The sequence below is a fragment of the Lentzea flaviverrucosa genome, from assembly GCF_003350445.1.
GTDB lineage: Bacteria > Actinomycetota > Actinomycetes > Mycobacteriales > Pseudonocardiaceae > Lentzea > Lentzea californiensis.
On the sequence record NZ_QQAU01000003.1, the window covers coordinates 115,411 to 138,137 of the forward strand.

At 69.2% G+C, this 22,727-nt stretch carries 18 protein-coding genes; 12 read left to right on the plus strand and 6 right to left on the minus strand.

The features are described from left to right. The first annotated feature begins 6 nt into the window (after positions 1-6). The 7 genes from DFR72_RS10570 to DFR72_RS10600 all read left to right on the plus strand — a co-directional run bounded on the left by DFR72_RS10570 (position 7) and on the right by DFR72_RS10600 (position 7,311). A complete protein-coding gene (locus tag DFR72_RS10570; protein WP_090063591.1) occupies positions 7-2,769 on the plus strand; it encodes a type I polyketide synthase in 2,763 nt (920 codons plus the stop codon). Positions 2,770-2,874: 105 nt separating this feature from the next. After that, a complete protein-coding gene (locus tag DFR72_RS10575) occupies positions 2,875-3,726 on the plus strand; it encodes a 3-hydroxyacyl-CoA dehydrogenase family protein (RefSeq protein ID WP_090062988.1) in 852 nt (283 codons plus the stop codon). A 43-nt stretch (positions 3,727-3,769) separates the two neighbouring features. Then, positions 3,770-4,021: an acyl carrier protein gene (locus DFR72_RS10580; RefSeq protein ID WP_090062986.1), complete on the plus strand. Its 252-nt coding sequence runs from the start codon at positions 3,770-3,772 to the stop codon at positions 4,019-4,021. 11 nt (positions 4,022-4,032) lie between these two features. Then, positions 4,033-5,172: an acyl-CoA dehydrogenase family protein gene (locus DFR72_RS10585; protein WP_090062985.1), complete on the plus strand. Its 1,140-nt coding sequence runs from the start codon at positions 4,033-4,035 to the stop codon at positions 5,170-5,172. Then, on the plus strand, positions 5,169-6,230 hold the full coding sequence (locus tag DFR72_RS10590; RefSeq protein ID WP_170176202.1) for an HAD-IIIC family phosphatase: 1,062 nt from the start codon (positions 5,169-5,171) through the stop codon (positions 6,228-6,230). The genes DFR72_RS10585 and DFR72_RS10590 overlap by 4 nt, the downstream gene beginning before the upstream one ends. Continuing rightward, positions 6,227-6,970: a thioesterase II family protein gene (locus DFR72_RS10595; RefSeq protein WP_090062983.1), complete on the plus strand. Its 744-nt coding sequence runs from the start codon at positions 6,227-6,229 to the stop codon at positions 6,968-6,970. Before DFR72_RS10590 ends, DFR72_RS10595 begins: the two co-directional genes overlap by 4 nt. Positions 6,971-7,044: 74 nt before the next feature. After that, positions 7,045-7,311, plus strand: a complete 267-nt coding sequence (locus DFR72_RS10600; RefSeq protein WP_090062981.1) for a DUF5988 family protein — start codon at positions 7,045-7,047, stop codon at positions 7,309-7,311. 157 nt (positions 7,312-7,468) lie between these two features. Here the strand turns inward: DFR72_RS10600 and DFR72_RS10605 are convergent, their stop codons facing one another. The 3 genes from DFR72_RS10605 to DFR72_RS10615 form a co-directional block, all read right to left on the minus strand. After that, positions 7,469-8,161: a carboxymuconolactone decarboxylase family protein gene (locus tag DFR72_RS10605; RefSeq protein ID WP_245982762.1), complete on the minus strand. Its 693-nt coding sequence runs from the start codon at positions 8,159-8,161 to the stop codon at positions 7,469-7,471. A 133-nt stretch (positions 8,162-8,294) separates the two neighbouring features. Continuing rightward, positions 8,295-9,707, minus strand: coding sequence for a class I adenylate-forming enzyme family protein (locus tag DFR72_RS10610; RefSeq protein ID WP_090062977.1), 1,413 nt, complete (start codon positions 9,705-9,707; stop codon positions 8,295-8,297). Positions 9,708-9,850: 143 nt separating this feature from the next. Further along, positions 9,851-12,754: an AfsR/SARP family transcriptional regulator gene (locus tag DFR72_RS10615; RefSeq protein ID WP_245982764.1), complete on the minus strand. Its 2,904-nt coding sequence runs from the start codon at positions 12,752-12,754 to the stop codon at positions 9,851-9,853. 757 nt (positions 12,755-13,511) lie between these two features. Between DFR72_RS10615 and DFR72_RS10620 the strand changes: the two genes are divergently transcribed. Both DFR72_RS10620 and DFR72_RS10625 read left to right on the plus strand, forming a co-directional pair. Beyond that, positions 13,512-13,784, plus strand: coding sequence for a hypothetical protein (locus tag DFR72_RS10620; RefSeq protein WP_090062974.1), 273 nt, complete (start codon positions 13,512-13,514; stop codon positions 13,782-13,784). A gap of 42 nt (positions 13,785-13,826) precedes the next feature. Beyond that, positions 13,827-16,388 carry an ATP-binding protein gene (locus tag DFR72_RS10625; RefSeq protein ID WP_090062973.1) on the plus strand — a complete coding sequence of 854 codons (2,562 nt, stop codon included), beginning with the start codon at positions 13,827-13,829 and terminating at the stop codon, positions 16,386-16,388. A 125-nt stretch (positions 16,389-16,513) separates the two neighbouring features. Here DFR72_RS10625 and DFR72_RS10630 read toward each other — a convergent pair whose 3' ends face one another. From DFR72_RS10630 to DFR72_RS10640, 3 genes are all read right to left on the minus strand, one after another. Next, positions 16,514-17,131: a TetR/AcrR family transcriptional regulator gene (locus tag DFR72_RS10630; RefSeq protein ID WP_090062971.1), complete on the minus strand. Its 618-nt coding sequence runs from the start codon at positions 17,129-17,131 to the stop codon at positions 16,514-16,516. Between the two features lie 42 nt (positions 17,132-17,173). Beyond that, positions 17,174-18,709 (minus strand): MFS transporter, encoded by a 1,536-nt coding sequence (locus DFR72_RS10635; protein WP_090062970.1) that lies wholly within the window; start codon positions 18,707-18,709, stop codon positions 17,174-17,176. 223 nt (positions 18,710-18,932) lie between these two features. Further along, a complete protein-coding gene (locus tag DFR72_RS10640; RefSeq protein ID WP_245982767.1) occupies positions 18,933-19,265 on the minus strand; it encodes a TFIIB-type zinc ribbon-containing protein in 333 nt (110 codons plus the stop codon). 225 nt (positions 19,266-19,490) lie between these two features. Between DFR72_RS10640 and DFR72_RS10645 the strand changes: the two genes are divergently transcribed. The 3 genes from DFR72_RS10645 to DFR72_RS10655 are packed head-to-tail and all read left to right on the plus strand — an operon-like array spanning position 19,491 to position 22,658. Continuing rightward, positions 19,491-20,837: an alpha/beta fold hydrolase gene (locus DFR72_RS10645; protein ID WP_090062966.1), complete on the plus strand. Its 1,347-nt coding sequence runs from the start codon at positions 19,491-19,493 to the stop codon at positions 20,835-20,837. 22 nt (positions 20,838-20,859) lie between these two features. Beyond that, entirely contained in the window at positions 20,860-22,011 is a 1,152-nt protein-coding gene (locus tag DFR72_RS10650; RefSeq protein WP_143086582.1) for a sensor histidine kinase, read from the plus strand. Continuing rightward, positions 22,008-22,658 carry a response regulator gene (locus DFR72_RS10655; protein ID WP_090062963.1) on the plus strand — a complete coding sequence of 217 codons (651 nt, stop codon included), beginning with the start codon at positions 22,008-22,010 and terminating at the stop codon, positions 22,656-22,658. The genes DFR72_RS10650 and DFR72_RS10655 overlap by 4 nt, the downstream gene beginning before the upstream one ends. Positions 22,659-22,727: the final 69 nt, after the last annotated feature.

Sequence of the window (22,727 nt, forward strand, 5' to 3'; positions counted from 1 at the left end):
GAAGAGATGACCTCGCAGGAACGCGACAACAGCAACGACATCGCGATCGTGGGCATGGCCGGGAACTTTCCCGGCGCTGCTGACGTCGGCAGGTTCTGGGCCGACCTGTGCGCGGGGCGGGACGGGATCACGAGGATGAGCCCGGACGAGCTGCTGGCGGCCGGCGTGCCGCAGCAGCTGGTGGACGATCCCGCCTTCGTCGCCGCGTCGGGCGTGCTGTCCGATGTGGACCGGTTCGACGCCGACTTCTTCGGCTTCAGCAGGCCCGAGGCCGAACTGGCCGACCCGCAGCACCGCCTGTTCCTCGAGTGCTCCTGGCACGCGCTCGAGGACGCGGGCGTCGACCCCGGCCGCTTCGACGGCCTGGTCGGGGTGTTCGCCGGCGGTGCGCCGAGCACGTACCTGCTGTCCAACCTGCTGCAGAACGACGACGCGGTGCTCGGCTACGGGCCCGACCACCTCGTCCTGCAGAACGAGAAGGACCTGCTCCCGTCGCGGGTCTCCTACGCGCTCGACCTCACCGGGCCGTCGGTGAGCGTCCAGAGCTGCAGCTCGACCGCGCTCGCCGCGGTCACCGCCGGCTGCGGCAGCCTGCTCTCCGGTGAGTCGGACCTGGTCGTCGCGGGAGCGGTCTCGGTGATCGTCCCGCAGTACCCCGGCTACCTCTACCACCGCGGCGGCGAGTTCTCCCCGGACGGCGTCAGCCGCGTCCTCGACGCCGGTGCCAACGGCAAGATCCCCGGTGACGGCGTCGGCGTGGTCGTGCTGCGCAGGCTCGAGGACGCGCAGGCCGACGGGGACCGGATCTACGCGGTCATCCGCGGCTGGGCCGCGCTGCACGAGGGCAGGAAGGGCCGCCAGGGGTTCGGCGTGCCCGGTGTGCCGGGGCAGACCGCCGTGATGGCCGAGGCGCTGGCCGTCGCGGGAGTCGAGCCCGCCGAGATCGACCACGTCGAGGTGACCGCGATGGGCACGCCCTTCGGTGACGCCGTGGAGGTCATGGCGCTGCAGGAGGTCTTCGGCGTGGACGGCGTCGAGCGGGTCACCCTCGGCTCGACCGACGGCAACCTCGGCCACATCAACCAGGCCGGTGGGATCGCCCGCCTGATCAAGGCGGCTCTCGCGCTGCACCACGAGAAGATGCCGCCCGCCGTGAACTTCTCCGCGCCCAACCCGCAGCTGGCCGCCGCCGCGGACAAGCTCGCGGTGGTGACGGAGCTGACCGAGTGGCCACGAGGCGAACGCCCACGGCTCGCCGGCGTCAACGCGCACGGTTACGGCGGCGCGGACGTCCACGTCGTCATCGAGGAAGCCCCGGTCGAGGACGACGTGCGACCGCCCGCGCGTCCGCACCAGCTGCTGGTCTGGTCGGCCCGCACGGCCGAAGCGGCCGACGCCGCGACGGCGAAGCTGGCCGCAGACGCCGAGCAGTGGACGAACCTGGCCGACGCCGCCTACACGTTGCAGGTCGGCCGCAGGGCGTTCGAGCACCGGCGGATGGCCGTGGTCTCGTCGAGCGCCGACGCGGCGCAGGCGCTGACCTCGCCGACCCGTGTGCTCACCGAAACCGGTGTGAGCACACGGCGAGCGGGATTCCTGCTGGCCGGGGTGGGGGAGCAGTACGACGGCATGGCCGGCGGGCTGTACTCCTCCGAACCGGTGTTCCGCGCGGCGATCGACGAGTGCGCGGAGCTGTTCCACGGGCACCTCGGCTTCGACCCGGTCGCCGGCCTGGTCGGTGCCAGGAAAGCGGGTGGCGGAGGCCTGGCCGCCCTGCTCGGCCGAGCGGCGGACGCCGAACCCGGCGGGTCCGCGGACACCGCCGTCGTCCAGCCCGGCGTCTTCGCCGTCGACTACGCGCTGGGCAGGCTGATGACGGCCTGGGGCGTGCAGCCCTCGGTGCTCGCGGGGTACAGCGTCGGCGAGTTCGCCGCGGCGGCGCTCGGGGGCAGCCTGACCCTCCAGGAGGCCACCGCCCTGGTCGCCACGAGGGCCAAGCTGATCTCGGCGCTGCCGGCCGGGGCGATGGCCGCCGTGCCGCTGTCGGAGAGCGAGCTCACCGCGTTGGTGGGTGACCTCGCGGTCTTCTCCGTCGACGTCGCCGCGGTCAACGGTCCCCGCATGATCGTGGTCTCGGGTTCTCCCGAGGGCGTCGTCCAGCTCACCGAGAAGCTCGCCGCCGAAGGGGTGCCCGCGAGGCCGCTGCGGACCACGCACGCGTTCCACTCGCGTTCCCTGCGGCCGGCGGCGGCGGAACTCACCGCGTGGGCCAGGCTGAACCTCGAGCCCCGCGCCCCCGAGACCCCGTACCTGTCCAACGTCACCGGGCTGCCGATCACCGAGAGGCAGCTGAAGGACCCCGGCTACTGGGCCGAGCACATGTGCCGCCCGGTGCAGTTCGCCACCATGATCGCCCACCTGGCCTTGGAACGGCCGGACACCGCGTTCGTCGAACTCGGTGCGGGACAGTCGATGGGGTCGATGTTCCGGGGGCACCCGGACTTCCCCCAGAAGTCCTGGGCGCACCTCGTGCCCACCCTGCCCGGTGAGGCAGATCCCAGGCAGGACACCGAATCGGCGGCCGACGCGCTCGGCAGGCTCTGGCTGTCCGGTGTGGACGTCGACTGGCAGTCCTACCAGGACGGTCGCGGGGCCAGGAAGACGACCCTGCCCGGATACGCCTTCCAGCGCGACCGCTACTGGCTCGAGCCCACGGCCTCCGGGTCAGGAACCACGGTTCCGAGGGGCGCCCGAGCGTCCGCCGAGTAGGCCAGTCAGACCGGCGACACCGCCCCCGCGCCGACGCGAGCGCGTGGGTGGTGCGACCGACCCGATTTCTTTCCCCATGAGCAGCAGTGCAGTCGAGGAGCAGCGATGACGAACGTTGGAGTTGTCGGAGCCGGAGTGATGGGCATCGGCGTCGCACAGGACCTGGCCCAGAAGGGACACAGCGTGGTCCTGGTGGACAACAACCCGGACGCGCTGGACGAGGCGCTCGCCCGGATCGAACTGGAGTGCCGGATGAGCCGGATGCTCGGCGGCCCGCCGGTCGACGCCGAGGCGGTGCTGGCGTCGATCACCGCCGGCACCTCGCTCGAACTGCTCGCCGAGACCGAGGTGGTGATCGAGAACATCACCGAGGACTGGGGGCTCAAGAGCGCGCTGTACGCGCAGCTCGACGTCGTCTGCAAGGCGGACACCGTGTTCGTGGCGAACACGTCGGCGATCCCGATCACCAAGCTCGCCGCCCTGACCTCGCGCCCGGACAAGGTGATGGGCGTGCACTTCATGAACCCGGTGCCGATGAAGGCCGCGTGCGAGTTCATCCCCGGCTACCACACCAGCGAGCAGACCAAGGACACCGTGCGCGCGCTGCTGGACTCGATGGGCAAGAAGGCCATCCCGGTCAACGACTCCCCGGGTTTCGTGTCCAACCGCGTGCTCATGTTGACGGTCAACGAAGCGGCTTTCCTGGTCCACGAGGGCGTCGCCGACGCGAAGACCGTCGACGAGGTGTTCCGCAGCTGCTTCGGCCACCCGATGGGACCGCTGGAAACGGCCGACCTCATCGGGGTCGACACCATCCTGTACAGCGTCGAGGTGCTCTACGAGCAGTTCAACGACAGCAAGTACCGCCCCTGCCCGCTGCTCAAGAAGATGACCGACGCCGGTCTGCACGGGCGCAAGAGCGGCGAGGGCTTCTACGTCTACCAGAGCATGGGCTGATCTCGCCCCCTGTTCCCGCGTTCCAGTCGAGAAAGGTCCAGTCATGTCGAACGACGCCCGCACTCAGATCCGCACCTTCATCACGACCAAGTTCCCGGACGTGACGTTCTCCGACGAGGAGGACATCTTCGCGCTCGGTTTCGTGAACTCCCTGTTCGCGATGGAGCTGGTCATGTTCATCGAGAAGGCGTTCGGTACCCGCATCCCGAACGAGGAGCTCCACCTGGGCAACTTCCGGTCCGTCGCGCTGATGGCCGACCTGGTGGCGCGGCAGACGTCCGCCGCCGTGGGCTGAGCGGAGCGGTGATGAAAGCGGAGACGCGGAGCGGACCGGCCGGCCTCGCCGAGGTCCGGCGGTTCGTCGATCTGGAGATCGCGCCGCACGCCAACACCTTCGAGAGGGCGGAGCGGATCCCGCGGGAAGTCCTGTCGCGGGTGGCCGAACTGGGGCTGTGGGCACCTTTCCTGCCCTCTGAGTTCGGCGGCGCTGCCATGGACATGGTCACGCTCGGCCGGGTGCACGAGGAGGTCGGCCGGGGCTGTTCCTCCCTGCGCAGCCTCCTGACCGTGCACACGATGATCAGCGCGTCGGTGCACCGCTGGGGAGACCAGGCCCAGCAGGAGAAGTGGCTGCAGGCGCTCGCCCGTGGTGAGAAGCTCGGCGCGTTCTGCCTGACCGAACCCGACCGCAGTGGCAGCGACGCCACCGCGGAGGGCACCACGGCGGTGCGGGACCAGGACGGCTGGATCCTCAACGGCACGAAGAAGTGGATCACCGGCGGGCAGGTCGCGGACCTCTTCATGGTGTTCGCGTCGACCGGCGGTGGCATGTCCACCTTCCTGGTCGAGGCGGATCAGCCGGGCGTCCGGGTCACTCCGCTGCCGCACGTGTCGGGCACCACGGCGAGCATGCTCGCCCAGATCGAGTTCACCGACGTGCGCCTGGAGCCGTCCGCACTGCTCGGCCCGCAGGGCTGGGCCGCGGGAACGGTCATGACCAACGCGCTGGGCCTGGGCCGCTACAGCGTGGCGTGCGGTGCCGTCGGCATCATCCAGGCCGCGATCGAGGCGTGCGCTGCGTACACGACGGCCCGGTCCGCCGGCGGCGTTCAGTTGCGCGACCTGCCGCACGTGCGGCAGATGATGAGCGGCATGGTGACCGCCCGCGACGCGGGACGGCTGTTGTGCGAGAGGGCGGGCGCGCTCAACGACGCGGGCGACCCGGCGACGATCATGGCCACGTGGGTGGCCAAGTACCACGCCTCCAGGGCGGCCGTGCAGGCCGCGGGCGACGCCGTCCAGATCCACGGTGCCAACGGGTTCAGCCCCGACTACCCGGTCGCGCGGTTGTACCGCGACAGCAAGGTCACCGAGGTCATCGAAGGCAGCACCCAGGTGCAGGAGCTGACGATCGCGGCCGAGGCATATCGAGAGGTGGCGCAGTGACGCAGACGGACATCGCCGCTCCGGCCAAGCCGAAGCGCGGCCGCATCAAATGTGTGGTGTGGGACCTGGACAACACGCTGTGGGACGGCACCCTGCTCGAGGACGGCGCGGTGCGCGTGCGTCCCGAGGTCGTGGAGGAGATCAAACGCCTCGACGCTCTGGGTGTTCTGCACTCGGTGGCCAGCCGCAACGACCACGACGCCGCCATGGCGCGGTTGAAGGCGGAAGGCCTCGACGAGTACTTCCTGTACCCGCAGATCAACTGGAACCCCAAGTCCCAGTCGGTCGAGCGGATCGCCAAGGAGCTCAACATCGGGCTGGACGCCGTCGCGTTCGTCGACGACCAGCCGTTCGAGCTGGAAGAGGTCACGCACGCGCTGCCCGCGGTGAAGACGGTCGACACCGCGCGGATCGCCGAGGAACTGGCCTCGGAGGAGTTCCAGCCGAGGTTCGTCACCGACGAGTCCCGCGTGCGCCGCGACCTCTACCGCGCGGCTGTGGTGCGTGACCAGGCCGAGCTCGACTACGAGGGCACCAACGAGGCGTTCCTGTCCACATTGGACATGGTCTTCACGATCAACCGGGCCAGGCAGGAGGACCTGCAGCGCGCGGAGGAGCTGACCGTCCGCACCAACCAGCTGAACTCGACCGGTCGCACGTACTCCTACGACGAGCTCGACGCGCTGCGCACCTCGCCCGACCACCTGCTGCTGGTCGCGTCGCTGACCGACAAGTACGGCAGCTACGGCAAGATCGGTCTCGCGCTCGTGGAGCGCGGGCAACCCGCGTGGCACCTCCGGATGATGCTGATGTCGTGCCGCGTGATGGCCCGCGGTGTCGGCACGGTGCTGCTCAACCACGTGATGCGGCTGGCGAAGGCGGACGGTGCCAGGTTGCGCGCGGACTTCGTCGAGACCGGGCGGAACCGGGTGATGTACGTGACCTACGCGTTCGCGGGCTTCGGCGAGATCGCCCGTGACGACAACCGCCTGGTGCTGGAGTCGAGCCTCGACCAGATCCAGCCGCCTCCCGCGTACCTTGAGGTGAACGTCGAATGACCACGGCGAGCATCACCCGGCATTGGCTTCCCTACGGCATCACCGGAACCGGGACACGGTTGTTCTGCTTCCCGCACGCGGGTGCCAGCGCGGCGGTGTACGCCGGCTGGCGTGCCGCCGGGCAGGACGACCTGGCGATCTGTCCGGTGCAGCTCCCCGGTCGCGCCGCCCGCGGGCGGGAAACCCCGCACCAGGATCCCGGCGCACTGGCCGACGACGTGCTCAGCGGGCTGGGCACCGAGTTCACCGGCGACTACGCCCTGTTCGGGCACAGCGTCGGCGCACTGGTCGCCTACCTGGTCGCCCGGCGCATCGTCGAGCAGGGCGGGCCGCCACCCCGGCACCTGTTCGTGTCGGGCCGACCGGCGCCGCAACTGCCCAACACCCGCAGGGAACTGCGCGCGCTGCCCACCGACGACCTCGTCAAGGAGCTGCGGGCGCTCGGCGGCCTCCCGGACGTCCTGCTGAAGGAGCGCTCGCTGCTGGAGATGTTCCTGCCGCTGCTGCGCGCGGACCTGACGGTGAACGAGACCTACCAGCACGTCCCCGGACCGCCGTTGCCGATTCCCCTGACGGTGCTCGGCGGGATCGAAGACCCCCGCGCCGAGCACGCCGAACTGGCCGCGTGGCAGGAGCTGTCCGCGGACTCGGCGCTGTTCACCTACCCCGGTGGCCATTTCTACCTCGACGATCGAGTGCCGGAGATCCTGGAAGTCGTCCGCAGGAGGATGGCCGCCTGAGCGGCCGGCCCTCGTCACCGGAGCAGTGAGGACGTCGCAGGCGAAGTTCACGACCCGTAGCGAAGGGACCCAGCATGACCGAGGGTGTGCAGACCAACAGCGTGAGCACCACGGCTGTCGTCGCTGACGGCAGTTCCGGCCACCTCGTCGACGCGGTGCTGCACGGCGGCCCCGCCGACCTGCCGCAGGCGACGCGAGCACAGCGGGTGCGCCGCGAGGAGAAGAAGGTCAAGATCCCGCACTACGGCGGGCACGAGCACTTCGAACGGGACGGCGCCACGCTCGACGGGCGCGCCGAGGTGGTGTTCCGCTGGATCGGACGCACACGCGTCGCCGAGTGAGACGGAGCGCCACGTCGCCGCCGATGCCGCAGGCCTCACCACCTGCGGCATCGGCGGCTCAGTGCACGGTCGCCCTGATCAGCGATGTGCGGGACCCTAGGGCGTGTCCCGTAAGTCTCGACCGCGACTCTCATCGAACGGACTTGCGGGACACGCCCTAGAAACCTGTCAGCTCCCTGGCGTTCCAGGAGTGAGGCACCGCCGCGTCCTCCAGTGGAGGGCGAGCGATGTTGGTGACGTAGTTCGACATCGCCGAAATCGCCACCGCTGTGATCACTTCCAGCACCTGCGCGCTGGTGAAGCCCGCCGCCTGGAAGGCCGCCACCTCCGCCTCGTCCACCTGTCCGCGCAGCTCGATCACTGACTGGGTGAACGAGGACAACGCAGCCATTCGCCGATTCTTCGGCAGCATGCCCTGGCGGATCGCCTCGACCGCGGACGGCTCGACACCCTCTGCGAGAGCCTCCATCGTGTGGAATGCGACCGCCCACTCGCTGCGGTTCGCGACCGCGTTGGACAGCAACAGGACCTGCTGCTCGTCCGGAGCGAAAGTCCCCTCGTCGCGGAAATGACCGCAGGCGGAGAAGAACGTGTTGACCAGCGCCGGCGAGTCCGCCATCAGGGCGACATCCGCGGGTACGAACCCGCACGCGTCGCGGAGAACCTCGAACTGTTCTTCTGCCGATTCGGCGATGTCGCCGGCGTTCCGCGTGTGGTAACTGATCATGCTTGATTCTCCGAGTTCCGTGGGCAGGGGTCTGCACGCAACTTCGACCAGGCGGTCCGAAAGTTGCCGGTTCGGCTCACGGTCTGATGAAACACCCATGAGACGTGACTGCCGATACCGCACGCTTGTGAGAATTTGCCCGGGTTTTGCCCGGTTCACGATGCCGGTCGATCAGAGACTGTCCGGACAACGCCGAAACCCAGCGGCGTCGTTCGGTACCGCTGGGCTCGGGGGGGGGGGGCATCAGTGCCCTGTGCTACGTGGATTTCGCGAGTGCGAGCTGCTCCAGCTCTTTGCGGTTCGGCTTTCCGTTCCGGTTCAACGGGAACCGCTCGAGCACGCTCACCCGGTTCGGCTGTTCGTACTTCGGCAGGACGGTGTTGATCAGCTCGCGCCAGTGGGCCGGATCGCGCTGCTGCTCGTCCTCCACGTAGAACACGAGCGTCGAGCCACGCCGGTCGCACGGCAACGCCACGATCATCGCGACGCAGCCGTGCGCGGCCAGCGTGTGTTCGATGATCTCGGGGTGCAACGTGTAGCCGTTGCGGTGCACGGCCGTCTTGCGGCCGGCCACGAACAGGTTCCCATCGGGGTCGAGGTAGCCGAAGTCGTTGGTGGCGTACCACCCTCGCGCTACCGGCGTCACCGTGCCCTCCGGCCCGAGGTACCCCTCCATCAGGTCGGGGTCGAGCACCTCGATCTCACCGATCTGGCCTGCGGGGAGTTCCCCGCCGTCCTCTCCGCGGATCCGCACCGAGATGCCGTCGACCGGCCGTCCCGTGCCGACCGGGTTGTCCGGCGTCGCGAACGCGACGTTGCCCATCTCGGTGCTGCCGTAGGAGTCCAGCAACGGCAGGCCGTACACCTCGAACGCCTGCCGGGACAGGGCCGGGTCGAGTGGCGCGGCACCGCTGCACAGCATGCGGACTTCGCTGAAGGTGTCGGCGAACGCACCGCGCCTGTCCACGATGTTCAGGATGCTCTTGTAGGTCGCCGGTGTCGCGTCGACCACGGTCGCGCCCACCATTCCGGCGAGCCGCAGCGCGCGGTCGAGCCGGCGGTACGGGGCGATGACCAGTGAGCACCGCACGAGCCAGGCGATGAGGATCATCGAGATGCCGTACTGGTGGTTGAACGGCAGCAGGGGGAGCAGGACGTCGTCGGAACGGTGTCCGACGAGGTCCGCGTTCCGCCGCAGGTTCTTCAGGAACCGGGCGCCGTTCTTCACGACTCCCTTGGGTTCGCCGGTCGAGCCGGACGACCACATGATGATGCTGTCCGGCAGCTCGCACCACGCCGAGAAGTCCAGCGTCGCGTCGGCCGGTGCACGGCCACAGGCGCCGACCGCGAGCTCGTAGCAGTGGACGATCTCCTGGTGATCCGAAATGGGGGCGTCGTCGTCGACGATGACCATCTTCACCGATGACCGAGTGCAGGCCTGTGCGGTGTCGTCGGACTTCTGCTGGTGGTCGACGAGCACCACCGAGGCGCCCACGTGCATCAGCGCCAAAAGCGTGCTGAGATAGGAAACGGAATTGTCGACCTTCAGCAACACGCGGTCGCCCAGGCCGAGTCCTCGGCCGCGCAGCACGTCTGCCGCGGAAAGAGCGCGCTGTTCGAGCTCTTCGAAAGTGAGAGTGACGTCCGGGGCGAACAATTTTGCCGACATTCGGATCAAACTCCTCCCAAACGACTATTGCAAAAGAGGATATTGCATGAAACTCCACCTCCCGCCCACTGCGCGGTAACCGCAGAACTGATCGGTGCTTTCCTCGGCCGCTGTTTTGCGGAGAATTGGGCGACTCCGCGGATCTACGCCGTGCCACCGTTCGACGCGCCCGCGGCCGACAGCGAGTTCTCCGCCGTGATCTTCTGCAGCACGGCCAGCGCCTTGCTCTCCCACAGCGTGAGCCGCAGTTCGTGGAACGTCGTCGTCGCCTGCTCCACGATGGCGATCGCGTAGAACGTGTCCCCGCGCTGGGACACCAGCTGGGCGAGGTCGAGCTGGATCCGCGCGGCCCCGAACCGGTCGAGGTTCTCCTCGCACAGCCGAATCGCGCGCCGCAACAGCCGCCCGGCCTCCGCGAACATGCGCATGCGGCCGTGGATCAGGCCGAGTGAGTGCAGCGCGTAGCTCTCGCCCACGGTGTCACCCGAGCGCTGCACCATCGTGAGCACCGACGTGATGAGCTGCTGCGCCCGCTCGTACCGCCCCTGTGCGAGCATCGCCCCGCCGAGCCGGTACAGCACCTGGGCTTCGACTCGCGGACTGGAGACCTCCCGGCACATGCCGAGGGCGTCGCCCAGCTGGCTGAACGCCAGTTCGTGTTCACCGCGGTCGAGCGACAGCTGCGCGAGGTGCGACACGACGTGGGCCTGGCCGATGACGTCGCCCACCCGCTTGAAGCCGGCCAGCGACTCCTCGAAGATCTGCCGCGAGACCTCGGGGCGTCCTTCGTTGTACTCCAGCAGCCCGAGGTTGCGGCGCGTCAACGCCAGCCCGTGGGTGTCGCCGAGCTCGGTGAACAGTTCCAGCGCGGGCTCCAGAGCGGCGCGGGAGGCGTCCATGCGCCGCTGGCTGTGGTGCAGTGAACCGAGCGAGCACAGCAGGGCCGCGGTGCCGCGCGTGTTGCCGGCCTCGCGCACGGCGTCCAGGGCGCGTTCGTGGGTGTGCTGCCAGTCGTCGAAGCAACTGCGGGTCTCGAACAACGTCACGAGCGTCATCGCCAGGTCCCAGCAGAGCTCGTCCAGGCCCGCGTCCGCGGCCTGCAGAACGGCTGCGCAGAGGTTCGCGCGCTCGCTTTCCAGCCAGCCCATCGGATCCTGCAGCACCTGGTCGACGTACGGCGCGTGGGGCTGCCAGCGCCTCCCTTGGCCGTGCAGCAGGGTGAAGTCGCCGCCGTAAAGGCGTTGGTGTGCTTGTTCGGCCATCGAGAGCCAGCCTCCGGCGACCCGTTCCACGGACGCCAGTTGCGTGGCCGGGGCCTCGTGTGCGGCGAGCTGCTCTTTGGCGTACAGGCGAATCAGGTCGTGGAAGCGGTACCGCGGCAGGCCTGTGACGTCGTTGCCCACCACGTCCAGCAGCTGTGCGTCGACGAGGCGCTCGACGAGGTCGAAACCGTGGCGGGGGTCGTCGGTGAGAGCCGTGGCCGTCCAGACGGGCAGGCTTTCGGTTTCGAGCAACGACATCAGCCGCATCACCCGGCGCGCGTCAGGTCCGAGGCCGTCGTAGGTGAGCGACAGGCTGGCGCGCACGACCATGTCGCCGTGCGCGAGTTCGTCGAGGCGATGGCGTTCGTCCGCGAGACGGCCGACCATCGAGGCGAGGGACCAGTGCGGGCGGGCGGCGAGGCGCGCGCCGATGATCCGCAGCGCCAGTGGGAGCCCTCCCACGACCTCTGTCAACGCTTCTGCGGCGACCGGTTCGCTTTCGAGGCGTTGCGTGCCGATGATGCGCCCCAGCAGTTCCCGCGCGTCGTCGGAGTTCATGAAGTCGACCTCGACCAAATGAGATCCGGCGAGACCGGTCAGGCGGGCCCTGCTCGTGACTATGACGCCGCACGTCGGCGAGCCCGGAAGCAGCTGGTGCACCTGCGACTCGCTGCCCGCGTCGTCCAGGACGACCAGCACGCGCCGGTTCGCGAGCATGCTGCGGTACATGTCCGCTCGTTCGTCGACGCCATCGGGCAATGCCGATCCCGCGGCGCCCAGAGCGGAGAGGAAGCGGCCGAGGACTTCGGCCGGCGTGGCCGGTTGGGCCTGGGTGCCGCGCAGGTCGCAGTAGAGCTGACCGTCAGGGTAGGTGTCGGCGGCGACGCGGTGGGCCACGTGGACGGCGAGAGCGCTCTTGCCGATGCCCGCCTTGCCGGCGATGTTCACCACGTGCATCGTCATGTGGTCGCCGGACAGCACGTTCTCGGCACGCGCCACCACGTCCTGGCGGCCGATGAAGTCCGAGGTGGTGGCCGGGAGCTGGTGCGGTGACACGACGTTGTGCGCGGCGGCCAGAGCCGGTCCGTCCTGGTCGAGTCGCAGCACCTTGTCGTCGGTGAGGATCGCCGTCTCGAGCCTGCGCAGGTGGTCGCTCGGTTCGAGGCCGAGGCGTTCGATGAACAGGTCCCGGCCCGCCCGGTAGACCTCGAGAGCTTCGGACTGCCGCCCGGAGCGGTAGAGCGCGAGCATCAAGTGCCCCCGCGGGCGTTCTCTCAGCGGGTTCTCGGTCACCATGCTCTGCAATTCGTCGACGAGGGCGTGGTGGCGGCCGAGCGACAATTCGATTTCGACGCAGTTCTCCAGCGCGGACAGGCGTTTCTCGTCGAGTCGCAGTGCTTTGTTCTGCAACGTGGCACCGGCCCCGCTGAGTGCCGGTCCGCGCCACAGGGCCAATGCCGAGCGCAGAACCGTCGCAGCCTCTTCCGGGCGGCCCTGGCGCACGGCGAGGTCGGAGATGGCGACGCGGCGTTCGAACAGGAAGACGTCGATCTTGTCTGCGGCGACTCGCAGCAGGTAGCCCGGTTGGCGGGTCTCGATCTGGGCGTCGACACCGGCACTCTTGAACTCCCGCCGGAGCGCGGACACGCAGATCTGGATCTGTGCTCGCGCGGTCGACGGCGGGGTGTGCTCCCACACGGCGTCGATCAGCTGGTCCATGCCGACGACGCGATTGGCTTCGAGCAGCAATGCGCTCAGGACGGTCCTCTGACGTCGCGGTGGCATCGATATCTGCTCTATTGAGCCGACTACCTCGATCGTGCCCAGTAGCTTGAAGATCAGTCCCTCGTCAGAGGCGAGGCTCATGGTCGGCGACCCCTCGTGCCTTTATCTACAATACGTCGGTCGCTTGGCCTTCTTCTGATCAGGACAGTCGATGTCGCGCAGATATTCCCGCGAGGGTCCTCCAGGGGGTGAACCTGCTGTGAGTGATCCTCGCATCCAGCATGTGACCTGTACGAAGTTAACCAGGTACGCGAAAGCTGTCAAGATCTTCTTGTGTATCAATACGCGATCCACCAGAATGCGCCCGCTCTCGGCGTGCATCTCACTTGGACATGATCATCTTCTACATGTCACCTCATATTAACTTGTGTGCACCTATCCAAAACTCGTCACCACCGAGGTCGGCTTCGTGGTAATTGTGCGGCGTAGCGCCAGGTGGCCTGAGCGTCTCATCGTCGCTGGATCGCGCGGCACGAGGTGCTCGCTCGAATCGTAAACGTTTCCGGTCGTTGCATGTGCTGCAACGCATTCTCCGGATTGAGGCCGACGGTGTGTATCGGCAGCGCATTGACTGGTGGGTCAGTTATTCGAGTGTCTCATCGGCTTGCTGACCACCCTCATCACGGCCAATTGATACGCGATGGGCACGCACGATAGAACGACGATGGGCGGCACTTCTAACTTCGTTCTCAAGCGCCGCCAGGAGGTGCTGCACCACAACTCGGGCCGAGACCCGATCAGCTAATAGGAGACCGACATGTTCCGCAAAGCGACCGCAGTCGCCCTGGTTCTCTCCGCCGTCCCGGCGGTACTGGCGATGACCTTCCTCGCCGGCAGCGCGCAGGCCGACGACGCCCGGCGGGGTGATGGCGCCGGGTGCGCCGCCCGGTGGACTCACATCGCCTCCGACGGAGACACGCCCTGGGGATCGGTCACATCCACCGACACCCCGTGGGGACGGTCCATCCCGGCTTCTGGCCACTCGTTCGACGGAGACGCTTCGGGGTGCGGCGACACCCCCTGGGGCTGACCTGTCCTCCGCGTCCGGACAACCATGATGGAGGCCAGAACCATGCGATTCCACCTGCTGGGCTCACTGGAAGTTCTCGACGGCGACTTACCCGTGCCTCTGGGCGGCGTCAAACAGCGTGCGGCTCTGGGATTCCTGCTGTTGCAGGCCAACCGGGTGGTGGCGACGAGCAAGTTGCTGCACGCGTTGTGGCCGCGGGACGTCCCGCCCACGGCGCGCAAGATGCTCCAGAACGCCGTCTCGGGGCTGCGGGGCGTTCTCGCGTCGCACGGCGGTGGCCCCGACGGAGCGCCGATGCTGCTGACCCACGCGCCGGGGTACCTGCTGCGCGTGGACCAGAACTCCCTCGACCTGTCGCGCTTCCAGCAGCTGGCCGAACAGGGGAGGGGTGAGCTCGCCGCGGGCAACTGGCCCGCGGCCGCGAAGGTGCTCCGCGGCGCACTGGGCCTGTGGCGCGGACCGGTGCTCGCGGACCTCGCCGAGACCGGGATCAACTGGCCGGAGCTGACCGCCATCAAGGACTGGAAGCTGGCGGTGCAGGAGGACTGCTTCGAGGCGGAGCTCGCCTGCGGCAGGCACGGCGAGATCATCGGAGAGCTCGAGTCGCTGATCGAGCTGGAGCCGTACCGCGAACGGCTGGGAGGCCAGCTGATGCTCGCGCTGTACCGGTGCGGCCGGCAGGTGGACGCGCTGAGCGTCTACCGCCGCACGCGGGCGGCGCTGGTGGCGGAGCTCGGACTCGAACCAGGTCGCGAGCTGCAGGAGCTCGAGCGCGCGATCCTCGACCACATGCCCACGCTGGATCTTCCGTCGTCGGTGCAACGCAGGCACCTGCTCGCCGTCGGTCAGGACCCCGCTCCGGTGCGTGCGCCGGTCGCGATCACGCGGCCCACCGCCGTGGAGCCCGTCGCTCCGGCGGTCGTCGTGGACGCGCCGGACCTGGCGACCGCGGAGCGGAAGCTCGTGAGCGTCGTGATGGTGTCCGCCCAGCTCGGTCTCGCGGCCGGTGACGGTGACCCGGAGGACGTCGACGCGGTGCACCAGGAAGTCGCCTCCGTCGTCTCCGCCGAAGTGTCCCGGCTGGGTGGTGTCGTCGGCGGCAGCGTCGGATCCGTGTTCCTGGCCCTGTTCGGTGCGCCCAGGACCGCCGAGGACGACGCGGATCGCGCCGTGCGTGCCTCCGTCGCCATCCGCGACCGGCTGCACGCCGTCGCCGAGGTGCAGATCGGGGTGGCGACCGGCAACGCTCTCGTGCGCCTGCCTTCGTCGGGCGTGCCCACCGCCAGCGGTGTCCTGCTCGACCAGTGCCGTCAACTGATGGCGATGGCACCACTGGGTGCGGTGCGTGCGTGCGACTCGACCCGTGACGCCGCCGATTCCGTGATCTGGGAGGACGACAGCGCCCCGGCGGGAGGCTGGCAGGCGATCTCGTGCGTGTCACCGCGTGGTGCGACCCGCCGCCCGCAGGCCGCCGTGCCGTTCGTGGAACGCGAGCGCGAGTTGCTGGTGCTGCAAGGGCTTCTCGACGAGGTCCGCACGCGTCGCCGCCCGCACTTCGTGACCGTGCTCGGCGAGGCGGGCATGGGCAAGACGCGGCTCGTCAACGAGCTCGCCACGTCGAGCACGACAGCTTTCCGCGGCACCGCGACGGCTTTCGGCGACGACCACGGCTACGGGCCGTTGGCCGACGTCGTGAGCGGGTTCTCCTCCTTCCCGACCCTGCACGCCGACCTCGTGAGGCTGGTCGGTGCCGGTGAACTCGCCGACCGGCTGCACGCGAGCCTGGCCTGGCTGGATGATCCCGGCACCGAGGTGCGGCCGGACTTCCCGGCGTGGCGGCGGTTCCTGGAGGAGGTCGCGGAATCCGAACCGCTGATCGTGCTGCTGGAGGACGTGCACTGGGCGAACGACGTGGTGCTCGACTTCGTGGAGGAGCTGAGTGAGAACGCCGGTTCCGTGCCGTTGCTGGTGATCGCGACCGCGCGACCGGAGCTGCTGCAGCGTCGGCCTTCGTGGTTCGGCGGCAAGCGCAACGCCACCACGATCAGCCTGGAGCCGTTGTCCCACAACGGAACTCGTCGACTGCTGGACTCGCTGCTGCAGGCACGGGAGTTGCCGTCCGAACTGTGGCAGGTGCTCGTGTCGTGCGCCAGCGGCAACCCGCTGTTCGCCACCGAGTACGCCGGCATGGTCGCGGACCTGTGCACGCCTTTGCTGCAGAACGAGATCTCGCTGCCGGTGCCGTCCTCGGTGCGCGGGGTGCTGACCACCCAGCTCGACTCGCTGCCGATCGAGGTGAAGGCGGTTCTGCAGGACGCCGCACTCACCGGTGATCTCGTCTCACCCAGCTCGGTGGCCGCGACGGGTCAGCGCGACGCCTTCGAGGTCGCCAAGGCGCTGGAGTTGCTGGAACAGCGGGATTTCTTGCGCCGTCAGGGCCGCAACAGCGAGACCGGCGAGATCGAGTACGGGTTCCGGCACCTGCTCGTGCGCGACGTCGTCACCGAGCAGATCCCCCGTGCCGAGCGGGCGTCGAAGCACGAACGGGCGCGGGCGTGGTTCGACCGGCTGGGGCTCGACCTCACCGGTCGCCGGGCTGGATGACCCGCCGAAACGCTGAACGCCGGGCCGCGTCCCACCCCAGCGCGACCCGGCGTTCAGCTCTGTCCTCGCCGTTGACCACCTGGAGCAGGTGGTCAACGGCTTTTTGTTCGCGGGGGCCGGCTGGTTCAAGCGCTGGTCCGCTCAGCCAGCGACTGCACGTTCCGCCGCAGAACGTCCGTCAGGAGGTCCGGCGTCGTGCGCTGCGGGTGCAGGACCGCCTGCATGGTGAGTCCGTCGAGCAGTGCGCTCAACCGGAGGCACTCGATGCCGAGATCCGCCCCCGCGGGCACTGCGCCCTGGCCGATGGCCTGCTCGAGGATCCTGGTGATCAAGCAGCAGGTGAGCTCATGGTGCTCATCCGCGACCGCGTGGAGCGCAGGCTGCGTCCGCGCGGCACCGGCGAAGGCCAGCCAGGCGCCCATGTCCTCCCTGCGCGCCCGGTCGAGTGGAAGGAGCTCGGCCAGCAGCTCCGCGACCAGAGCGGTGCTGCTGAGACCGTCGGCGGGCAGCCGGCCGAGGCGGGTGGCCACTCGCTGCCTGATGCGCCGGCCGAGCTCGCGCATGCTGAAGGCCACCAGCTCTTCGTGGCTCTCGAAGTAGTGCCGGATGGCTCCGACGGAGAGTCCGGTCTCACCCGCGAGGTTGCGCAGGGAGGCGCCTTCGACGCCCGTTCGGATCATGATCCGAACCACGGCGTCGCCGACGGCCTTCCGCCGCTCTCCTGGGATCACTACCTTCGGCATGGTTTCCTTCGTGGCCGTTGCTGTCGATTCTCGAAGAACTGCTCAGGTGCCGAGTGCGGAGTCCGGTTCGCGCACCGGCTCCTGCTCGATGACCTTGGGGACTCCGCGCAGGTACCTCGAAACGACGAGGGCGAGGAGGACCGTGATGGCGGCGCTGAAGATCATGCTCGTCCGGATGCCGCTGAGGTACGCCTCGTTGGCGGCCGTCTGGACGGCGGTGGCGGCCGGCTCCGGCAGACCGGTGGCGACGGCCGCGCTGAACGACTCGTGGACCCGCTCGGCGACCTCCCGCGGAACACCCTGGGGTACGGCGAGCTGCGCTCGGTAGATCCCGGAGAGAACGCTGCCCACGATGGCGATTCCGAGCGAACCGCCCAGCTCGTACGCGGTCACCGAGATCGCGGCGGCGGCGCCGGCGCGATCCCGGGGGACAGTGCCGAGGATCGTGTCACCGGTGACCGTCAGGGTGAGCCCCGCGCCCGCACCGACCGCGATCTGCGCGACGACGACCAAGCCGTACGGCGAATGCACCTGGACGGTGCCGAGCATGCCGAAACCGATCGCGATGAGGACCAGCCCCAGTGCCACCGCGTTCCCGCGGCCGAGTCTGTTGATCGCGGTCGCGGCGAGCAGGCCGCCCGCCACCACGGCTGCCAGCGCTCCCGGCACGTAGGCGAATCCCGCCTTCAGCGGCGTCCATTCGAGGACCAGCTGGAAGTACTGGCTGATGATGAAACCGAACGCGGACAAGGTGAACACCGCGATCAGGTTCGATCCCACGGACGCGGTGAACTCCCGGCTGCGGAACAGCCGCAGGTCGATCAGCGGAACGGGCAGCCGCAGCTGGCGCCGCGCGAACAGTCCCAACGCGATGATCCCCAGGACCAGCGCGCCCAGCACGTCCGGGTGCCACAGACCCATGTGGAAGACGGACTTGACCGTGTAGACCACCGCGACCACGCCGACCACGGACAGCAGCACGCTGGCGAGGTCCAGCGGCAGTCGTTGCGGCGCGCGGGACTCCGGTATGAACTTGGCCGCGGCGAGGATCAACAGGGCGATCGGGACGTTCACCAGGAACACCGAACCCCACCAGAACTGGTTCAGCAGAACCCCGCCGAGGATGGGTCCGACCGCGAAACCCGCCGCGGAAACGCCCGCGCTGGCACCCACCGCGGCCGTGCGAGCCCGTTGCGTCGTGAAGACGACACGCAACAAGGACGTCGTCGCGGGCAAGATCGCCGCTCCTGCCACGCCCAGCAAAGCCCGCGCGGCGATCAGCAGTTCGGCGGTCGGCGCATACGCCGTCAGCACGGAGGCCACCGCGAACGCGATGACACCGCACACCAGCATCCTCCGCCGCCCCACCCGGTCGCCCAGGTTGCCCATGGTGACCAGAAGGCCTGCCATCGTGAACCCGTAGATGTCGACGATCCACAGCATCGACACGCTGGAAGCGCCGAGCTGAACGGTCAGCTCGGGCACCGCCAGGTACAGCACGGTCATGTCCACCGTGACGATCAGCTGCGCGAGGCACGACACGAAGATCGTCGCGTAGCCCGCCGCCCGGCTGTTCATGCGACGACTGTCGCGACACGATGGCGGCAAGAAGTTCGAACACACACGTGGTGCCCGTGCGATCCTTTGCGTCGCTCGGCTCGGCACATCTGCAACTCCGGAGTTGTCTAGGTCCAAGGCACGCGGTCGCGCCGAGGATTCGCTGGTCTTTCTTGAAGTGCAAGCAGAACGCGTTCATCCCGGTCTAGAACCCGTCGGACATCAGAACCCCACAGGACGGAACTCAGCCGAAGATGTCGTCGAGGAATCCCCACTTGTCCTTTTTCTTCTTCTTTCCGCGAGAGTCCCTGCTCTCGCCGAAGAAGTCGTCGTCGTCGCCCCAGAAGTCGTCCTTCTTCTTGTGGGACGGCGGCGCCTGGTGGTGCGGTGCCGACATCGGTGCAGGCTGGTAGGGCGGCGGGGCCGCCGCGGAAGAGGAAGCCTGACGGAACTCGGCAGACTGCAGGTGGGCGCGGTAGGACAGCAGGATCTGCTCCAACTCACCGTTGTCGAGGTAGATGCCCCGGCAGTTCTCGCACTGCTCGAGGTGAATGCCGTCCCGGTCGAAGGTGTGCATGGCGTGTTGACATTTCGGGCAGATCATGGGGCGAGGATAGGACGACTCACCCACGGGGACCCCATTCGTCCGCCCGTGGTGGTAACTGTCCGGTAATCGCGCGCCCATCCGTCGCACATGACGAGCCGGCTCTTGCGCAGTGAGTCCGGGTCCGGGCGTCTCGGTCAGCGGAATGTCTGTCGAAAGGCAGACGCGCCGGCCTGCTCGGGCTGGTCGAATCGGTGCATGAAAGCGCTGATGACACTCGTGGCCGCGGTCGGTGTGCTCGCAGGAGGCGCAGCGCCTGCCACCGCTGCCGAGGGCGTGACGTGGCGGGAGTGCCATGACGGGCTGCGGTGCGGCGAAGTCCTGGTTCCCGCCGACTGGACCCGTCCGGCCGGCGGCACCCGGATCACCTTGCCGCTGCTGAAGATCCCGGCTCGGGAGCAGAAGGCCGGTGTCCTCCTGCTCAACCCCGGTGGCCCGGGGGCGGCCATCGCCAACTTCGCGTTTCCGGGCTACCGCGACCAGTTCGCCGACCTCGCGGCGCGGTTCGACGTCGTGGTGTTCGACCCGCGTGGCATGGGCGTCGCCTGTCCGAGCGCGAATCCTGTTCCGCTGCCCTCACCGGTGACCGAGTCCGCCCACAGCGAGTACGCCGCCGCCAACGGCCGGTTCGCGTCGGACTGCGCCGAGGCGATGAGCGCGTACCGGGGGCGTCTCAACGCTCGTCAGGTCGCGCACGACATGGACGCCGTCCGGCGTGCGCTGGGCGAGCGCCGGCTCAACTACTTCGGCAACTCCTACGGCACGGTGTACGGGCAGATGTACGCGGAGCTGTTCGGCCATCGGGTCGGGCGGATGTACCTGGACAGCGTGCTGGACCACACCCGGCGCGATCCGGCTGAGTGGGCTCGGGCCGGTGCCGTCGCGGCGGAGGGCAACCTCCACCGGATGGCGCGGTGGTGCGCGGCCGACGCCGGTTGCGCACTGCACGGCAGGGACGTGATCGCCGTGTGGGACCGCGTCCTGTCCACGCCCGGCCTGGAGGTGTCCGCGGTCCTCCGGTGGGCCGCGGCGCGGATCGGCAACGACAGGGGCTGGCCCGCGTTGACCACCGGACTCGCGCAGCTGCAGGCCGGCGACACGACGGCGATCACCCCGCGACCCGGTCCGTCCGACCTCGGTCTCGCGCGGACGGCGTTCTGCGCCGACTTCCCGTTCCCGCGCGATTTCCGGGCCGTGGAGCAGGTGGAGGACCGGTTGCGGACGGCCGCGCCCCGCCTGGGCTGGGCCGCCGCACCGTGGCGGGTTTCCGGGCACTGCTCGGGTGTGCCCGGGGAAGGGCTCAACCCGCCGGCCACGCTGTCCGCGATGCCGAACGTGCTGGTGGCGAACGGCGAGCACGATCCGTTGACCCCCGCCGAGCACGGCCGCCGGGTCGCCGCTCAGCTCGGAGGCGCGTACCTGCCCGTGGAGGGCAACCACGGGCTTTACCTCAACGGCAACGCCTGCGTCCGCGATCACGTGCACCGCTACTTGCTGGCCGGGGAGCTGCCCGCGCCGGACGCGCGGTGCGGCACGCCCGTCTGAGCTGGCCGTGTACAACTGGGTGATGGCTGACCGCCGGGTGTCCGGTTCCACCGGCCGCCCGGCGGGACCGTGCTCGTTCCCGAGGCGCACGCGGGCGTTCCCGGAGCGGCTTCGCGACACCATCGGAGGCGACGCGTTGCTCGCCGGTGCTGCCGTGGTCGTCGTGTCGGTGCTCGGACTGGTCGAACACCGCTCCACGAGTCCGGCCGTCATGCTCGCCGCATCGGTCTCGGTGGCGGTCCCTTTGCTGCTGCGCCGTCGTTTTCCCTTGGTCACGGCCTTCGCATGCGCCGTGATCGTGATCGTCATCGCCGTGCCGGACTGGTCCGGGCGCCTGGTCGCCATGGCCGCGTTCGGTTCCGCCGCGTACCACCGTCTCCGGCCTGCGGTGTTCGTTCTGGCCGTGGGGTGGTTCCTCGTCCTGTCCGTGGCCGGAGTGCGCTCACCGACGGCAGCGTCCTGGACGGACCTGCTCCTCCTCGGCGTCGCGCCGGTCGCCGCCGGTCACGCCCTGCGCGGGCACCGCGACCGCGCCGACCACGCTGAACGCCTCTACCGGGAGGAGACCCGCAGCGTGATCGCCGAGGAGCACGCCCGCATCGCCCGCGAGGTGCACGACGCGGTCGGCCACCACCTCACCGTGATCCGGATGCAGGCCAACGCCGTCCGGCACGTCGCCCGCTCCCTGCCGCCCACCGCAGACCGGGCGCTGGCCTCGATCGCCGAGATCTCGGCCACCGCGCTCACCGAGGTCCGCGACGTCCTGGCCGCACTGCCCACGCACGGCACCACGCTGACCGACCTGGACGCCCTCGTGAACCACGTGACCGGCCCGGACCGCACCGTGACCCTCACCAGGGACGGCCCGCCGCCGGACGGCCTGCCGCCACTGGTCGAGCACGCCGGTTATCGACTGGCGCAGGAGGCGCTCACCAACGCCCTGCGCCACTCCGACGCGACCAGGGTGGACCTGCACCTCCAGCACACGCCGGACGCCGTCGTGATCACCGTGACGGACAACGGTTCCACCACGCCCGGACCGACGGCCGACGGCTCCGGCCTGCGCGGCATCCGGGAACGGACCCGGCTGCTGGGCGGAACCCTGCGGATCGAGCCGAACCGGCCCAGCGGCTGGCTCGTCGAAGCCCGGCTTCCGCTGGGGGAGGAGCGGTGATCCGCACGCTGATCGCCGACGACCAGGAGCCCGCGCGGTGGGCACTGCGCCTGGTCCTCGACGCCGAACCGGACATCGAAGTGGTCGACGAGGCCGTGGACGGCGCCGAAGCCGTCGACAAGGCCCGGTCGCTGTGCCTGGACGTGGTGGTGCTCGACCTGCGGATGCCGCGGATGGACGGGGTGGCGGCCATCCGCCGGATCACCGAGTCGGTCACCCCCGCGCCCGCCGTGGTCGCGCTGACCACGTTCGACGTCGACGAGTACCTGTTCGGCGCGCTTCAGGCGGGCGCGGCGGGCTTCGTGCTCAAGGACAGCGAACCGGCGCTGCTCGTCGAGGCGGTGCGCGCGGCGTCGAAGGGGCAGGGCCTGATCGACCCGCAGGTCACCCGCCGTGCCATCCGACGATTCGCGCAGACCGCGCCCCGGCCCGCACCGACCGGGCTGACCCTGCTCACCCCACGCGAACTGGAGGTGCTGAAGCACGTGGCGCGCGGGCTCAGCAACGCCGAGATCGCCCGTGCCCTGACCGTCGGTGAGGGCACGGTCAAGACCCACGTGGCGCGTGCGCTCGCCAAACTCGGCCTGCGCACCCGCGTGCACCTGGTGATCTACGCCTACGAGCACGCCATCGTGAGCACCACCTGATAGGCGGTCCCACCACCTCCACGGTGCCCGATGTGAGTGGTGCAGCCGAAGCCCGGCCGGACCTGCGAG

Bases quoted from the DNA above. Each gene is read 5' to 3' on its own strand.
- DFR72_RS10650 (WP_143086582.1), top strand. From the start codon at position 20,860: ATGGCTGACCGCCGGGTGTCCGGTTCCACCGGCCGCCCGGCGGGACCG.
- DFR72_RS10630 (WP_090062971.1), bottom strand. From the start codon at position 17,131: ATGCCGAAGGTAGTGATCCCAGGAGAGCGGCGGAAGGCCGTCGGCGAC.
- DFR72_RS10570 (WP_090063591.1), top strand. From the start codon at position 7: ATGACCTCGCAGGAACGCGACAACAGCAACGACATCGCGATCGTGGGC.
- DFR72_RS10575 (WP_090062988.1), top strand. From the start codon at position 2,875: ATGACGAACGTTGGAGTTGTCGGAGCCGGAGTGATGGGCATCGGCGTC.
- DFR72_RS10610 (WP_090062977.1), bottom strand. From the start codon at position 9,707: ATGTCGGCAAAATTGTTCGCCCCGGACGTCACTCTCACTTTCGAAGAG.
- DFR72_RS10635 (WP_090062970.1), bottom strand. From the start codon at position 18,709: ATGAACAGCCGGGCGGCGGGCTACGCGACGATCTTCGTGTCGTGCCTC.
- DFR72_RS10585 (WP_090062985.1), top strand. From the start codon at position 4,033: ATGAAAGCGGAGACGCGGAGCGGACCGGCCGGCCTCGCCGAGGTCCGG.
- DFR72_RS10615 (WP_245982764.1), bottom strand. From the start codon at position 12,754: ATGCCACCGCGACGTCAGAGGACCGTCCTGAGCGCATTGCTGCTCGAA.
- DFR72_RS10600 (WP_090062981.1), top strand. From the start codon at position 7,045: ATGACCGAGGGTGTGCAGACCAACAGCGTGAGCACCACGGCTGTCGTC.
- DFR72_RS10595 (WP_090062983.1), top strand. From the start codon at position 6,227: ATGACCACGGCGAGCATCACCCGGCATTGGCTTCCCTACGGCATCACC.
- DFR72_RS10625 (WP_090062973.1), top strand. From the start codon at position 13,827: ATGCGATTCCACCTGCTGGGCTCACTGGAAGTTCTCGACGGCGACTTA.
- DFR72_RS10620 (WP_090062974.1), top strand. From the start codon at position 13,512: ATGTTCCGCAAAGCGACCGCAGTCGCCCTGGTTCTCTCCGCCGTCCCG.
- DFR72_RS10580 (WP_090062986.1), top strand. From the start codon at position 3,770: ATGTCGAACGACGCCCGCACTCAGATCCGCACCTTCATCACGACCAAG.
- DFR72_RS10645 (WP_090062966.1), top strand. From the start codon at position 19,491: ATGAAAGCGCTGATGACACTCGTGGCCGCGGTCGGTGTGCTCGCAGGA.
- DFR72_RS10640 (WP_245982767.1), bottom strand. From the start codon at position 19,265: ATGCACACCTTCGACCGGGACGGCATTCACCTCGAGCAGTGCGAGAAC.